The following is a 15983-nucleotide window of genomic DNA, read 5'->3' as shown; positions in this document are numbered from 1 at the left end:
TTATTAATTCAAGCGTTTAAAGGTGGAATCGGTTTACCGATCCGACCGTAGAAATCCGCAACAAACAGCTCTAATTTACCCTGTTCAATGGCCTCGCGTAAACCCGCCATCAGGCGTTGGTAGTGACGCAGGTTATGAATGGTGTTCAATCGGGCACCCAGTATTTCGTTGCAACGATCAAGATGATGCAAGTAGGCGCGGCTGTAATTGCGACACGTATAGCAATCACAGTCTTTATCCAGCGGAGAAGTATCATCCTTGTGCTTGGCATTACGGATTTTTACCACACCGTCAGTCACGAACAGATGGCCGTTACGGGCATTACGCGTTGGCATCACGCAGTCGAACATATCGATACCGCGACGCACGCCTTCAACCAGATCTTCCGGCTTGCCGACGCCCATCAGGTAACGCGGCTTATCTTCCGGAATTTGCGGGCAAACATGTTCAAGAATGCGGTGCATATCCTCTTTTGGCTCACCGACCGCCAGGCCGCCCACAGCGTAACCATCAAAACCGATATCCACCAGCCCTTTTACTGAAACATCACGTAAATCTTCGTAAACACCGCCCTGAATAATGCCGAATAACGCATTTTTATTATTCAGTTCGTCAAAACGCTGGCGGCTGCGCTGCGCCCAGCGCAGTGACATTTCCATTGAACGCTTGGCGTAGTCCCAATCTGCCGGGTACGGCGTACATTCGTCGAAAATCATCACAATGTCGGAACCCAGGTCATACTGGATTTCCATCGATTTTTCCGGGCTGAGGAACACCTTGTCGCCGTTGATCGGGTTACGGAAATGAACGCCTTCTTCTTTAATCTTGCGCATTGCGCCCAGGCTGAACACCTGGAAGCCGCCGGAGTCGGTGAGGATCGGGCCATGCCACTGCATGAAATCATGCAGATCGCCATGCAGCTTCATGATTTCCTGGCCTGGGCGCAGCCACAGGTGGAAGGTGTTGCCCAGCAGGATCTGCGCGCCAGTCTCTTTCACTTCTTCCGGCGTCATGCCTTTTACCGTGCCGTAGGTGCCGACAGGCATAAAGGCCGGGGTTTCCACCACGCCGCGGTCAAAGATCAGGCGGCCACGGCGAGCGCGGCCATCGGTAGTGTCTAATTCGTACTTCACAAAGCCTCCAGCATCAGAGAAACAGTCTGATGTCGTTAAAACAGGGCCGCGCCAGATGCGCAGCCCAGAAAATCAGGTGCCGACGGACTCTTGCTCCGCCTGCGGGTTACGGCTGATGAACATCGCATCGCCATAGCTGAAGAATCGGTACTGCTCGGCCACCGCCTGCTGATAAGCATTCATGGTGTTTTTATAACCGGCAAAGGCGGAAACCAGCATAATCAGCGTCGACTCCGGCAGGTGGAAATTGGTCACCAGCGCGTCAACCACCTGATAATGGTAGCCGGGGAAGATAAAGATGCTGGTGTCGCCGAAGAACGGGGCAATTAACGCCTCCTTGCTGGCGTTTGCGGCGCTTTCCAGGGAACGCACCGAGGTCGTGCCTACCGCCACCACGCGCTTGCCGCGAGCTTTACAGGCCAATACCGCGTCAACCACGTCCTGCGGCACTTCCGCATATTCGGCGTGCATGACGTGTTCTTCGATGGTTTCCACCCGCACCGGTTGGAAGGTGCCGGCGCCCACATGCAGCGTGACAAAGGCCATCTCGATGCCCTTCTCACGCAGCGCGGCCAGCAGCGGCTCGTCGAAGTGCAGCCCGGCGGTCGGCGCAGCGACGGCACCCGGCTTCTCGCTGTAGACCGTCTGATAAAGCTCGCGGTCAGCGTCTTCGTCCGGGCGATCGATATAAGGTGGCAGCGGCATGTGGCCGACGGCATTGAGGATAGTGAACACGTCGCGCTCATCGTTGAAACGCAGTTCGAACAGCGTATCGTGACGCGCTACCATGGTGGCGGCGATGCTTTCATCGTCGCCCAGCAGCAGGTCGGCGCCCGGCTTAGGCGCTTTCGACGCGCGAACGTGCGCCAACACACGATGGTCATCCAGCACGCGTTCAACCAGGACTTCAATCTTGCCGCCGCTGACCTTGCGGCCAAACATGCGGGCCGGGATCACCCGGGTATTGTTGAACACCAGCAGATCGCCGGCTTCCAGATTATCCAGCAGATCGGTGAATACGCCGTGCGTCAGCGCCCCGCTCGGCCCGTCCAACTGCAGCAAGCGGCAACCGCTACGCTCAGATTGGGGATAGCGGGCAATCAGGGACTCGGGAAGTTCAAATGAAAAATCGGCGACGCGCATGGGTATTCACTTCTTCAATTGTATATACCCTATGCATTTCAAGTTGCAGTTAGGCGGCCAGCTTGCCCATCTCCGGGAGCTTACTTGAGTAAGTGACCGGAGTGGGCAAGTGCAGCCAACAACACTGCGGCTTGAAAGGCGACGGGTATGTTGGTCATAAAAAACAGGCGGCCTAGTCTAAAGCTGTGGGCGGTCAGCGGCAAGAAATAAGGAGGATTTGCATGACTTCAGGTATAGTTGCCGGATGAATTTTCTCGCTCATCTCCATTTGGCCCAGCTTGCGGAAAGCTCGTTACTGGGCAATCTGTTGGCCGACTTCGTGCGCGGCAACCCCGCAGGCGAGTACGATCCCGAGGTGGTGGCCGGCATTATGATGCACCGCCGCGTCGACGTATTGACCGACAGCCTGCCGCAGGTCAAAGCCTGCCGCGACTATTTCTCTGCAGAACACCGGCGCGTAGCGCCAATCACGCTCGACGTGGTCTGGGATCACTTTCTGGCTCGCCACTGGCAGCAACTGGAGCCGTCCCTCAGCCTGCACGGCTTTACCCAGCAAGCCCGCAGCCAGATCGTGCCGCATTTGCCACTGACGCCGGCGCGCTTTCAGAATTTGAACGGTTATCTCTGGCCGGAACGCTGGCTGGAGCGCTACGCCGAACTGCCGTTTATCGGCAACGTGCTGGCGGGCATGGCCAGCCGTCGTCCACGCCTGGCGGCGCTGGCGGGATCTTTCGCCGACGTAGAGCGCAATTATCATCAGCTTGAAACACAGTTCTGGCAGTTTTACCCCCAGATGATGCAGCAGGCAAAAGAGAAAAAGCTGTAAGGTCAAACCAAACCCATTGAAAATGCGACGCTTTACAAGAAATTGCTTTTTAAGCCTTGCCCTTTTACGGGAAAAGGTTATTTTTAAAGCTCGCTAAATTTAATCAACGACTTTGATAGGTAAAAGCTATCTCATTGATTGGTCTTTTACCCTTTATTCACCCAGTCGTGGCCCCTATACTGGCCCTTGTTTTTACATCAACCCCTTAACACCTATTACAGGAGTAATTATGGTCCTGGTAACTCGTCAAGCCCCTGACTTCACCGCAGCTGCCGTACTCGGCAATGGCGAAATCGTTGAAAACTTCAACTTCAAGAAGCACCTGAACGGCAAACCGGCCGTCCTGTTCTTCTGGCCGATGGACTTCACCTTCGTATGTCCTTCTGAGCTGATCGCTTTCGATCACCGCTATGAAGAGTTCCAGAAGCGTGGCGTTGAAGTGGTTGGCGTTTCATTCGACTCAGAATTTGTCCACAACGCATGGCGTAAAACCCCAGTCGAAAATGGCGGCATCGGGGAAGTGAAATACGCAATGGTTGCTGACATTAAGCGTGAAATTCAGAAAGCTTACGGCATCGAGCACCCAGAAGCAGGCGTTGCCCTGCGTGGTTCTTTCCTGATCGACAAAGACGGCGTGGTTCGCGCTCAGGTTGTTAACGACCTGCCAATCGGCCGTAACATCGACGAAATGATCCGTACCGTTGACGCATTGCAATTCCACGAGCAGCACGGCGAAGTGTGCCCGGCTCAATGGGAAAAAGGCAAAGCAGGTATGGGCGCTTCTCCAGACGGCGTTGCTAAATACCTGTCCGAAAACGCTTCCAAGCTGTAATTTCAGCCCATTAGCGTATCAACCGGCCCTTGTGGCCGGTTTTTTTTGCGCCAAATTAGGGCGTACTGCCCAGTTATCGTGCTTCATTTCCTTGTTTCCGCTCACATTTCCCCGGCGGTTTTCCGCGCGTATCCCTATCAGCAGCTAGTATCAATAACGCTGGCCCACTCTTTGCACGACACCGGTGGCAAGCCAAACACAATAAGAAAACTGACAGGGTAGGAATAACTATGTTTTTACAGAAATGGAGCAAGCCGCTGACCATGGCGGCGCTGCTGGTCAGCAGCAGCCTGTATGCCGCATCCAATCCGGCGGTCGAAGCCAAAAACGGCATGGTGGTAACATCGCAACATCTGGCCTCTCAGGTCGGCGTCGATATCCTGAAGCTGGGCGGTAATGCCATAGACGCAGCCGTGGCAGTGGGTTACGCGCAGGCGGTGGTCAACCCGTGCTGCGGCAACATCGGCGGCGGGGGCTTTATGACGGTGCACCTGGCTGACGGCACCGATACCTTTATCAATTTCCGTGAAACCGCGCCGGCGGCGGCCAATGCCAACATGTATCTGGATGCCGAGGGCAACGTGAAGAAAGGTGCCAGCCTGTATGGCTATCTGGCGGCAGGCGTGCCGGGTACGGTACTGGGAATGGAAACTGCGCGCGTTAAATACGGCAAGCTGAGCCGCGAACAGGTCATGGCGCCGGCCATCAAACTGGCGCGCGAGGGCTTTATCTTGACCCGTGCCGACACCGATATTCTCGATACGACCATCGCGCGCTTTAAGCAAGATCCGGAATCCGCCAAAATCTTCCTGCGCGCTGACGGCACGCCACTGCAGCCGGGCGATCGCCTGGTGCAAAGCGATTTGGCCAACACCCTGACCGCTATCGCCAAAGAGGGGCCAGACGCCTTCTACAAAGGCAAAATTCCCCAAGCGGTAGAGGCAGCAGCCAAACAAGGTGGCGGTATCCTGACCGCGGCCGATTTCGCCAACTACAAAGTGACCGAAACCCCGCCGATCACCTGTAGCTATCGCGGCTATAAATTTGTATCGGCGCCCCCACCCAGCTCAGGCGGCGTGACGCTGTGCGAAATCCTCAACGTGGTTGAGGGTTATGACCTGAAAAGCATGGGCTTCAATTCGGCAGCGGCAATCCATACCATGACCGAAGCGATGCGCCACGCCTATATGGACCGCAACACCTACCTTGGCGACCCGGAGTTCATCAAGAATCCGATCGACAGGCTGGTCAGCAAGAGCTATGCCGAAGAAATCCGCAAGAAAATCGTCGCTGACAAAGCTACACCGTCGGAAAACGTACAGCCCGGCATGGAACCCCACGAGAAGCCGGAAACCACCCATTACTCGATTGTCGATCATGATGGCAACGCCGTCTCCACCACCTATACCGTTAACGGCCGCTTTGGCGCGGTGGTGATCGCACCGGGCACTGGCTTCTTCCTCAATGATGAAATGGATGACTTCACCGTCAAGGTCGGCGAGAAAAACCTCTATGGCCTGGTGCAGGGTACTGCCAACAGCATTGCCCCCGGTAAGCGCCCACTATCGTCGATGAGCCCGACGCTGGTGACCAAAGACAATAAAATCTTTATGGTACTCGGCTCGCCGGGCGGCTCCCGCATCATCACCATCACCCTGCAGACCGCGCTCAACGTGATTGACCACGGCATGGCGCCGCAAGAGGCGGTAGATGCGCCACGTATCCACCATCAGTGGTTGCCGGATGAGGTTTACTACGAGCAGCGCGGCGTTTCTGCCGATACGCTTAAAATCCTTGCCGGTATGGGTTACAAGATGGTTGAGCAAACGCCGTGGGGCGCGGCCGAGCTGATTCTGGTGGGCCTGCCGGGTGCCGCGGGAGTCAGCCCGGCCAACTCCGGCAACGATTCAGCAGTGTCCGGCAAGGTGCGCGAAGGCTACCTGTACGGTGCCAATGACGTTCGCCGCCCAGCCGGTTCTGCCGTGGGGTATTGATCGGCTCATTGGGCGTGTGAACGCCCACTCACTGAATTAAGGGCCGGGATACCGTAATGTCGTTCACTTAAGGTGTTCTTTTAGGCCAGTTCAATGTTCTTTTCGGTCGATAAACGGGCAAAGCTCCATGAGGTTCTGAAGCTCCGACCGAGCAAGGGGCCGTAGGCGCGGCCCCTTGCAACCCGCGCCTTTGCCCTATCAGACGGTTGGCTGCGCCAACGACTCTCACTTCATCACGCCGCATCACGGCCGGCTACGACAGGCGTCCCTGCCTGTCTCGCCTGAAACCGCCGTCCATGGCGGTTTCGCCTATGCGCCGCTCCTGCGTTCGACGTCTTCAAGTGCACCCAACAACGTGCTCATCTCACCCTTTTCACTGTCTTTCATCACTCAACGTCAAACTCAGGGGGATAAGTTGCCCGGTGGCTGCTGATGCGGGTGTTGACCTTGGCGCGCATCACCCTCTGCCGAGCAAGGCGGCGTTGTCAGGGGCAACCGGCCAGGGAAGGCCGGTTGAGGCGAGACTAACAGGGAGGTTTGTCGTAGCCGACCCGCCCGACAACGTGGGTGCAGCGAGGGTATCCGCGCAGCGGACAGAGGGTGTTAAGCGAGGGCGCGGGTGGAGGGGCCGCGCCTACGGCCCCTCCCATTGCCGTTCATTGCGGCGGCAGAGAAATGCGGGATATTGACGGCAATTCCGCCTGCACTGAGCCTTCAGGGACCGAATAAAAAATGCCCGTCAGGCTTAAGTGAACAGCATTGCAGAATATCGGCCCTTCCTGCCTTAACCCAGCCGCCGCCACAGGGTCACGGACTCTTCACCCAGCTGCAGCGTCATCGCATTCTGCGTTTCTTCCATTTCGCCCTTTCCTTCCAGCCGCTGCCATTGGCCTGCGGCCAGCAACGGCGTGTACGGCAACGTCACTGCACCGCTGCCAGCACGCTGCAATGCCACTAACACCTGCTCTTGTTGATAGAGACGCACAAATACCAAGGTCTCTCCGACCGCGTGCAGCACCTGACAGCCACCGCGACGCAGCGCCAGGCTCTGTTTGCGTAGCGCCGCCATTCGCTGGAACAAAGCCAGCAGGGGCTGATCCCAGTGGCTCTCATCCCACGGGAAGGGTTTACGACAGAACGGATCGTTGGCGCCATCCAGGCCAATTTCATCGCCATAATATAAACAGGGCACACCGATCCAACTCATCAGCCACACTGCCGCCATCTGCATCCGCGCCCGGTTGCCCTGCAATAGCGTCAGAAAGCGCGCGGTATCGTGGCTATCGAGTTGATTGAACTGAATCAACTGGCGGCCATGCGGCAAGCCTGCACGGTAGCCGTCCATCCATTGTGCGCACTCCGCCGCCGACATCCGCACCGGGTGATGCGCGACGTCCAATCCGGCGAGAAACCCCCTCACCGGCAGGGCGAAGCCCATGTAGTTCATCGCCGCATCTTCAACGCCGGCATGCAGCCAGCGCCGCGCATCGCCAAAATGCTCGCCCAGTACATAGGCCTGCGGATTTTCCTGCTTAACCGCGTGATAAATGCCTGCCAGATGCCGCAGGTTGCCGGTGGCCCCGCCGTTTTCACCCAGCATATGCACCACGTCCAGCCGCCAGCCGTCAATGCTGTAGGGCGGGCGTAACCAATGGCGCACTACGCTGCCCTCACCGCGATAAATCGCCTCCGCCACCTGGGGTTCGGCAAAGTTGAGCTTCGGCAGGCTGGCGTTGCCCTTCCAGTCAAGCGCACGGCCATCCGGGTAGAAATTAAACCAGCCACGATAGGGAGAATCCGGGTGGTGGCAAGCGCCGCTGTCGCCTTGCTGGTGACGATCAAACCACGGGTGGGAATCGCCGGTATGGTTAAACACCCCGTCGAGCACCAGTTTCATCCCCACCTTGTGAGTGCTCACTCGCAAACGTTGCAAGGCGACGTTGCCGCCCAAATAGGGATCGACCTGATAATAGTCTTCGGTATCGTATTTATGCACGCTGGGTGCGGTAAAGATCGGGTTCAGATAGAGCGCCGTCACGCCCAGTTGCTGCAGGTAAGGCAATTTTTGGCTAATGCCATCCAGGTCGCCACCATAGAAGGTGGACGCGGCGTGTCGGTCCTCCAGCGGCTGCTGCCAGTCACAGCGAACGACATCGCAGCCGGCGGCATGGTGACGATAGCTGCCGCTCTGAATGCCGTGTTCGCCGCCGCTGCTGGCAAAGCGATCGGGAAAGATTTGATAGAAAATCTGGTCGGCCACCCATTGCGGGCTGCTGTCGGGCACGTCGACGACAAATTGCGTCAATTGTCCCGGCGGCGTCAGAGACTCTCCCTGTGGACCGAACCATTGCTGGCGGTCGGCCCAGACCAGTTTGAAGCAGTAACGACGGGTTGCCTCGCCCTCATTCAGGGTCAGGCTGGCCTGGTACCGCTGCAACCCGCCAACCTGCTGCCCTTTCATGATCAGCAGCCATTCTTCATTGTCCGGCTCGGCGCGTAAAAAAACCTGTTCAGGCAGTTCATTGCCCTGTAACCACAGCGTGATATCCAGGCGTTGTCCCTTCTTCACCACAAAAGGCGGGACCGGTTGATGCCAGGCGTTAAGCATGACTTTCCTCCAGCTGTACAAAACGAAATCGACGACGTTATTCAATGCCACGAACAATGCCACGTTGAGTGTCAGTCCCCCTCCTCTCTGGCCGGTAAACTCGGGGAGGAGCCGGGGGGTGGAGATAAGCAGTCAGCGCTAACCCTATGTAAAAAAGGGTAAACAGCCGCACATTATGACCCGTAACCATTAGGCTAACGTCTTTTGAGTGTATTGGATATTTTTTGCGCATTTTTTAAAGGAGCGGCAATGCAACAACAGATAACCCTGTGGCTGGAAAAATTCGGGCTGGAATTTAGCGGAGTCATGTCCCTGCTGATGGTGCTGGGACTGATCGTCCTGATTTCGGTAGTGATCCACCTGGTGTTGCACCGCGTGGTGTTGGCAGCAATCCAACGCCGTGGCCAACGGTCGCAGCGTGTCTGGCAGCAGGCGATCACCCAGTACAAGCTGTTCCAGCGCATGGCACTGTTGCTGCAAGGGGTGATCATTAATCTGCAGGCGGTGCTGTGGCTGCACGCCGGCAGTGAGACCCAGGCGATTATTGTCACCGCCGCTCAGGTGTGGATCATGGGCTTCGCCCTGCTGTCGCTGTTTTCCTTACTGGATACGCTGCTGGCAATGCTGCGCCAAAGCCCGATCTCCAATCAGTTGCCGCTGCGCGGTATTTTCCAGGGCCTGAAGCTGGTCGCGGCGATCCTGATCGGCATCATGATCGTTTCACTGCTGATGGGAAAATCACCCTTGCTGCTGCTCAGCGGCCTGGGGGCGATGACTGCGGTGCTGATGCTGGTCTTTAAGGACCCGATCCTCGGCCTGGTGGCCGGCATCCAGCTTTCCGCTAACGACATGCTGAGCATCGGCGACTGGCTGGAAATGCCGAAATACGGCGCCGATGGCGCGGTGACCGACATTGGCCTGACCACGGTGAAAGTGCGCAACTGGGACAATACCGTGACCACCATCCCGACTTACGCGCTGATCTCCGACTCCTTCAAAAACTGGCGATCCATGTCGGAGTCCGGTGGCCGTCGCATCAAGCGCAGTATCAATATCGACACCACCAGCGTGCATTTCCTGTCGGAGGAAGAACAACAGCGCCTGAACCGTAACCCGCTGCTGCAACGCTACCTGAACGATAAAACGCAGGAGCTGAGCCAGCATAATCAACAGACTGGTGTAGATCTCAGTTCACCGCTCAACGGCCGCCGCCTGACCAATCTTGGCACGCTGCGCGCTTACCTGGTGGCCTATCTGCGCGCTCACCCCGGCATTCACCAGAATATGACGCTGATGGTGCGCCAGTTGGCACCGCTGCCAGAAGGTTTACCGCTGGAGATTTACGCTTTCACCAACACCACGGTATGGGCTGAATACGAGAGCATTCAGTCGGATATCTTTGACCATATCCTGGCGGTGATTAACGAATTCGATTTGCGGGTGCACCAAACGCCGACCGGTAACGACATGCGCAGCATGCTGAACCCTCTGCGTCAGGCGGCAGACATTTCCTGACGCAGGCTGACGTAACTGTTTCTGCTGGTAATTATTCTCCGCCAATTGCCAGCAGATATCTCCAGCCTCTTTTCTTGCCCACCTAAAGCGGTGTTAATACGCTCACCCAGCCACCGGAAAGAAGAGATGCCATTGCTGAAACAGGTAAAACATCGGCTGTTTACCCTGCTGGCCACGCTGTTGTTCATCGGCTGTCTGCACAGCGCTTCGCTGGATGAAAGCCGCATGAGCCGTACTCTGCAACCGTCGCTTAGCGCCCTGAGCAGCAGCATGCAGGATATTCGCGAAGTGCTGGCACGCTGTGCCGGCGAGGGGAAAGAGGAAAGGCTGAACGACAGCAGCCTGCGTATCGAAGCGCGCGCCTCCGGTGACGACGAACCTGAGGAAAAGCATTAAAAAAACACCGGCTCATGGCCGGTGTTTTCATCTTCAATCCTGTTGCTGCGCCAGCGTCGCCAGCTTCTTCTGGCGGTTGACCTTGAAGTAATACCCCGCCAGCAGCACCGCCACCCACACCAGCCCGGCGTACAGCGATACGCGAGTCGTTGGGAAGTAACCAATCAGACCGATGATAAACACCAGGAAGATGATCGCCACCACCGAGGTAAACACCCCGCCGCGCAGTGGGAACGCCAGGCCTTTCACCTGCTCTTTGCTCAGACTGCGACGGAAGGCAATCTGCGAGAACAGGATCATGATCCACACCCACACGGTGGCGAAGGTCGCCAGTGAAGCAATCACCAGGAACACGTTTTCCGGCATGATGTAGTTGAGATACACCGCCAGCAACAGCGCCAGCATCATCACCACCACTGTGACCCACGGGATCCCGCGTTTGGACACCTTGCTGAACATCTTCGGCGCATGGCCCTGCTCGGCCATGCCGTGCAGCATGCGGCCAACGCCAAACACATCGCTGTTAATCGCCGACAGCGACGCGGTGATCACCACAAAGTTAAGGATGCCCGCCGCCACGGTAATGCCCATATGCTGGAAAGTCAGCACGAACGGACTGCCGTTGGTACCCACCTGATTCCACGGGTAGATAGACATAATGACAAACAGCGTACCGACGTAAAACACCAGAATACGCCACGGTACCGAGTTGATGGCCTTGGGAATGGAGGTTTTCGGGTCCTTGGCTTCACCGGCAGTGATACCGATAATCTCGATGCCGCCGTAGGCGAACATCACCAACTGTAGCGACAGGATCATGCCGATAAAGCCGTTGCTGAAGAAGCCGCCGTTAGACCACAGGTTATGGATGCCGGTCGGCTGCCCACCGTTGCCAATCCCCCAGATGATGATACCGATACCGGCGGCAATCATGATGATGATGGTGGCGACTTTAAAAAAGGAGAACCAAAACTCCAGCTCACCGAACACCTTCACGCTCATCAGGTTGATGGCGCCTATCACCAGCACCACGCTCAGCACCCAAATCCAGTGCGGCACCTCAGGGAACCACACGCCCATATAGATGCCGAAAGCGGTCACGTCGGCAATCGCGACGATCAGGATTTCAAAACAGTAGGTCCAACCGGTGATATATCCGGCCATCGGGCCCAGGTAGTCCTGTGCATAACGCGAGAACGAACTGGCCTGCGGGTTGTTGACCGACATCTCGCCCAGCGCACGCATGATGATAAAAGCGACGATGCCGCCGATCAGGTACGCCAGCAAAACGCTAGGGCCGGCCATTTTAATCGCGTCCGCCGAACCGTAGAACAGGCCGGTGCCGATAGCCGAACCCAAAGCCATAAAGCGAATGTGACGGGTGCTAAGACCGCGTTTTAGCTTATTGGGCGTGGGAGCGGTGGGTGACTGTTGTTGCATGAAAATAACCCGTGTTTTTTAAACGTAAAAAAGCCACGGACAAGTCCGTGGCCCAAAATTTAGCCGGGGGATTAGGAGTGCGCGGTCACTTCGGAACGCGTACAAACCCGGTCATAAATCGCGACCAGCACCAGCATCAACAGCGAAGGCGACAACCATGCCAGACCCTGTTCTGCCAGCGGCAGGTGATTGGTCCAATCCGGCAGCACTTGCTGGAAGGCGGACGCTTTCACCGCGTCAAGGATACCAAACAACAGGCTGACTAACATCACCGGCGCGATAATACGCGGCGCGCTGTTCCACCAACGCAGGGTGAAGCTCAGCACCACCAGCACGATGCACGGCGGGTAAATCGCGGTCAGCACCGGAATGGAGATTTGGATCAGATGGCTCAGGCCCAGGTTGGACACCACCATCGAGAACAGCCCCAGAATAAACACCAGCGTCTTGTAGGAGAACGGCAGATATTGGGCAAAGAACTCTGCGCAAGCGCAGGTCAGGCCAACCGCAGTCACCATACAGGCGATGAAAATCAGCGCCGCCAGGAAGAAGCTGCCCAGCCCACCGAAGGTGTTTTGCACGTAAGCATGCAGGATCACCGCGCCGTTGGTCGCGTCGGGTACCAACACGCCGCTGCCGGAGCCCAGTTTAAACAGGCTCAGATAAACCAGCGTCAGGCCCACACCGGCAATCAGCCCGGCCAGAATGGTGTAACGCGTCAGCAAACCGGCATCTTTGACGCCGCGGGAACGCGCAGCATTAACGATGACGATGCCGAATACCAGTGCGCCCAGCGTATCCATGGTCAGATAGCCGTTGACGAAGCCGGAAGAGAAAGGAACGTTCTGATAAATGTCGGTCGCCGGGATAGGCGTACCTGCCGGCCAAACCAGCGCGGCGATGCCGAGCGCGCCCAGCGCAACAATTTTCAACGGTGCCAGCACGTGACCCACGGTATCAAGCAGGCGGCCCGGATACAGCGAGATGCCGATCACCAACGCGAAGTACACCAGGCTGTAAATAAACAGCGGCATGGCGCCATCACCGGTCAGCGGTGCAATGCCCACTTCAAAGGAGACGGTCGCGGTACGCGGCGTGGCGAACAGCGGGCCTACGGCCAGATAGCAGACGGTAGCCAGCAGCAGACCGGCGCGACGGCCAATCGGCGAGCTCAGGGCGTCAATGCCGCCACCGACGCGCGCCAGGGCGATCACGGTCATCACCGGCAGACCGACGGCGGTGATCAGAAAGCCGATAGCTGCGGTCCAGACGTGTTCACCGGACTGTAAACCGACCATCGGCGGGAAAATGATATTCCCGGCGCCGACGAATAAGGCAAAGGTCATAAAACCCAATGCGATAATATCTTTTGACGTTAAACGATGACTCATACGATGTCGTGTTGCCTGTTCAAATGAAAAAAAATGCCCGATATGGAGGTAGCGTTAAGCCCCATCCGGTTGCCGGCTTGCCATTTCATCGCGAGACCAATAAGAGCAGAAAACGCATAACGTCCGGCGTTTTGTCCTTATTCGAAAGTGACCACTCATGATGATGGGCAGAGTTTTAGGAGTTATAAATGGAGGTTTAGTCCGACAACGGAGGCTAAGTTAAACGTTTATAGCGTTGAAAGGCAAGTCGCATGACAAAAAGCAGAGCTATCGACCAGATTATCTTTCGACACCAGTCGATCATAGGGGCTATCAATAAATATACAATACATGATTTGTATCATTTTTGAGCAACGCATTCACAAAACGTGAAGAAGATGCCTCATGACCGCGCGAAACCGCCAATAAACCACCAGTTTCCGCGCGGTCTGAACCGATTTTTTGCCCTACCAAACCTGCTTGGCAATATTCACCACGCTTTGCAGCTTATTCCACTGCTGCTGCTCACTCAGGCTGTTGCCCTCTTCAGTCGAAGCGAAACCGCACTGGGTGCTGAGGCAAAGCTGTCGACGATCGACAAACTGCGCCGCCTCTTCAAGCCTTTGTTTCACCTGCTCGGGGTTTTCCAGTTCCCCGTTTTTGGTGGTAATCAGGCCCAGCACCACCTGCTGTTTGCCCGGCTTGATAAAACGCAGCGGCTCGAAACCACCGGAACGCTCATTGTCGTATTCCAGGAAGAAAGCGTCGATATTCACCTGACCAAACAGGATCTCCGCCACAGGTTCATAGCCGCCCTCGGAGATCCAGGTGGAGCGGAAATTACCGCGGCAAACGTGCAACCCGATGATCAGATCCTCCGGCTTGTCGGCGATCGCCGCATTCAGCACATCCGCGTAAATGCGCGCCAGAAGATCCGGATCCTCTCCACGCTCGCGGATCTGTCGCCGTTGATCGTCAGAGCACAGGTAGGCCCACACGGTGTCATCCAGTTGCAGATAGCGGCAACCGGCATCATAAAACGCCTTGATCGCCTCGCGGTAGGTCTGCGCCAGATCGTCAAAATAGGCGTTCAGATCCGGATAAACCTGGCTGTCGATGGCCTTACGCCCACCGCGAAAGTGCAGCACGCTCGGGCTTGGAATGGTCATCTTCGGCACCGCATCACCGGCGATGGCCTTCAGAAAACGAAAGTCCTCCAGCATCGGATGCTGCGGGTTGAAGCCCAATTTGCCGACCACCTTGATACTGCGCGCCCGCGTCTGTACGCCGTTAAACTGGATCCCCTGCTCCGCGTCATAACCTTCCACGCCGTCCAGCCCTTCCAAAAAGTCGAAGTGCCACCACGCTCGACGAAACTCTCCATCCGTCACGACCGCCAAACCGAGATCTTTCTGTTTTGCCACCGCCAGACGGATCTGTTGGTCTTCAACTTCCCGTAACTGAAGGGCATCAATCTCGCCCTGCAGAAACTGTTGGCGAGCGGTTTTCAGCGCCGCAGGGCGTAACAGACTGCCGACAACGTCAGCGTGAAAGGCAGAATTGCAATCGCACATAATATGACTCCCGCTAGCCGGCAAAAGCTCGTGCCTTTGCCTCAGTGATTTACAGTGTGAACTATTACGCCGGGTTATTAAATAGACTTCCAGACGTCTAGATGACTTATAATCAGCATGCTGTCACGTCGACTGACGGGCGGCAACGGAAGAATTTTCACAGGGGATGAAAGAAATTCATGTTGGGCACTCAAGGTGCCCAGAGGCAGGCTTATTGCAGGCCCAGCGCCAGGCGGGTTTTCTGCAGAGTCTGTGGCGGCAGTGGCAGATAGCCGTCGTGATTAACCAGATTTTGCCCGGTGTCCGACAGCACGCGATCGAGAAATGCCGCCGTCAGCGGCTCCAGCGGCTGGTTGGGCGCTTTATTAATGTAAATATACAGATAGCGCGACAACGGATAGCTGCCGTTACGCACGTTGGCGTCATTTGGCGTCACATAGTTTTGGCCGGTCTCCGCTAACGGCAACAGCCGTACGCCGCTGGCGCGAAAACCGATACTGGCATACCCGATACTGTTCAGCGAACCGGCCACCGCCTGCACGACTGAAGCCGAGCCCGGCAGCTCATTGACGCGCGGCATAAAATCGCCGCCACACAGCGCACGCAGTTTGAAATAGCCGTAGGTGCCGGAGGCCGAATTACGTCCAAAACGTTGCAGCGCACGCTGTTGCCAATCACCCGTCAGCCCCAGTTCCCCCCACCTCGTCAAAGGCTGGCTCTCGCCACAGCGCAGAGTCGCGGAGAAAATTCGGTCGAGCTGCTGCAGATTAAGACCGCGCAGCGGATTGTCCTGATGCACCAGCACCACCAGCGCATCGACCGCGACCGGTACCGCCAACGGCGCATAACCGTAACGATGCTCGAATGCAGAGACTTCCGCGGCCTTCATCGGGCGACTCATCGGGCCAAGCTGCGCTGCACCAGCCGCCAATGCGGTTGGCGCCGTGGAGGAACCGGCGGCCTGGATTTGCAGATTAACGTTGGGATAATGCTGGCTGAAGTCCTGCGCCCACAGCGCCATCAGGTTCGCCAGCGTATCGGAGCCGACGCTAGACAGGTTGCCGGACAGCATGCCATCCGGCTGTGCCAGCGCGCCTCGGCTTGCCAACAGCGCCAGGCAAAGCAACAGCCCTCGGGTGATTCGGATCATGC

General features: G+C 56.8%; 12 protein-coding genes. 5 read left to right on the top strand and 7 right to left on the bottom strand.

Annotation, left to right across the window (positions count from 1 at the left end; all coding sequences use genetic code 11):
• Positions 1 to 8: 8 nt before the first annotated feature.
• The gene (gene tgt, locus NR114_RS08505; protein ID WP_020825462.1) at positions 9 to 1133 is read right to left on the bottom strand and encodes a tRNA guanosine(34) transglycosylase Tgt; all 1125 of its coding nucleotides are present in this window, start codon (positions 1131 to 1133) and stop codon (positions 9 to 11) included.
• Positions 1134 to 1205: 72 nt separating this feature from the next.
• Complete coding sequence (queA, locus tag NR114_RS08500; RefSeq protein WP_234528961.1) at positions 1206 to 2276, bottom strand: tRNA preQ1(34) S-adenosylmethionine ribosyltransferase-isomerase QueA; 1071 nt, start codon at positions 2274 to 2276, stop codon at positions 1206 to 1208.
• 244 nt (positions 2277 to 2520) lie between these two features.
• On the opposite strand from queA, the gene NR114_RS08495 reads away from it, so the two are divergent.
• The 3 genes from NR114_RS08495 (at position 2521) to ggt (ending at position 5928) form a co-directional block, all read left to right on the top strand.
• A complete protein-coding gene (locus NR114_RS08495; protein WP_020825460.1) occupies positions 2521 to 3102 on the top strand; it encodes an ACP phosphodiesterase in 582 nt (193 codons plus the stop codon).
• A gap of 229 nt (positions 3103 to 3331) precedes the next feature.
• Positions 3332 to 3934 carry a peroxiredoxin C gene (locus NR114_RS08490; protein WP_020825459.1) on the top strand — a complete coding sequence of 201 codons (603 nt, stop codon included), beginning with the start codon at positions 3332 to 3334 and terminating at the stop codon, positions 3932 to 3934.
• Positions 3935 to 4164: 230 nt separating this feature from the next.
• Positions 4165 to 5928, top strand: a complete 1764-nt coding sequence (ggt, locus tag NR114_RS08485; RefSeq protein WP_020825458.1) for a gamma-glutamyltransferase — start codon at positions 4165 to 4167, stop codon at positions 5926 to 5928.
• Between the two features lie 784 nt (positions 5929 to 6712).
• Here the strand turns inward: ggt and malZ are convergent.
• Positions 6713 to 8536 (bottom strand): maltodextrin glucosidase, encoded by a 1824-nt coding sequence (gene malZ / locus NR114_RS08480; RefSeq protein ID WP_234528962.1) that lies wholly within the window; start codon positions 8534 to 8536, stop codon positions 6713 to 6715.
• A 249-nt stretch (positions 8537 to 8785) separates the two neighbouring features.
• Between malZ and NR114_RS08475 the strand changes: the two genes are divergently transcribed.
• Both NR114_RS08475 and NR114_RS08470 read left to right on the top strand, forming a co-directional pair.
• Positions 8786 to 10051: a mechanosensitive ion channel family protein gene (locus NR114_RS08475; RefSeq protein WP_046374368.1), complete on the top strand. Its 1266-nt coding sequence runs from the start codon at positions 8786 to 8788 to the stop codon at positions 10049 to 10051.
• 132 nt (positions 10052 to 10183) lie between these two features.
• Positions 10184 to 10447: a hypothetical protein gene (locus tag NR114_RS08470; protein ID WP_020825455.1), complete on the top strand. Its 264-nt coding sequence runs from the start codon at positions 10184 to 10186 to the stop codon at positions 10445 to 10447.
• Positions 10448 to 10480: 33 nt separating this feature from the next.
• On the opposite strand, the gene proY is transcribed toward NR114_RS08470, so the two are convergent.
• The 4 genes from proY to NR114_RS08450 form a co-directional block, all read right to left on the bottom strand.
• Positions 10481 to 11887, bottom strand: coding sequence for a proline-specific permease ProY (gene proY, locus NR114_RS08465; protein WP_020825454.1), 1407 nt, complete (start codon positions 11885 to 11887; stop codon positions 10481 to 10483).
• A gap of 71 nt (positions 11888 to 11958) precedes the next feature.
• Positions 11959 to 13278, bottom strand: a complete 1320-nt coding sequence (brnQ, locus tag NR114_RS08460) for a branched-chain amino acid transport system II carrier protein (protein ID WP_020825453.1) — start codon at positions 13276 to 13278, stop codon at positions 11959 to 11961.
• 446 nt (positions 13279 to 13724) lie between these two features.
• The gene (locus NR114_RS08455; RefSeq protein WP_234528964.1) at positions 13725 to 14831 is read right to left on the bottom strand and encodes a cobalamin-independent methionine synthase II family protein; all 1107 of its coding nucleotides are present in this window, start codon (positions 14829 to 14831) and stop codon (positions 13725 to 13727) included.
• A gap of 211 nt (positions 14832 to 15042) precedes the next feature.
• A complete protein-coding gene (locus NR114_RS08450) occupies positions 15043 to 15981 on the bottom strand; it encodes a PstS family phosphate ABC transporter substrate-binding protein (RefSeq protein WP_046374370.1) in 939 nt (312 codons plus the stop codon).
• Positions 15982 to 15983 lie beyond the last annotated feature (2 nt).

Origin of the sequence: Serratia sp. Ser99, from assembly GCF_024519545.1 — a bacterium.
Lineage (GTDB): Bacteria > Pseudomonadota > Gammaproteobacteria > Enterobacterales > Enterobacteriaceae > Serratia > Serratia liquefaciens.
This window is presented reverse-complemented; position numbering and strand designations above follow the sequence as displayed.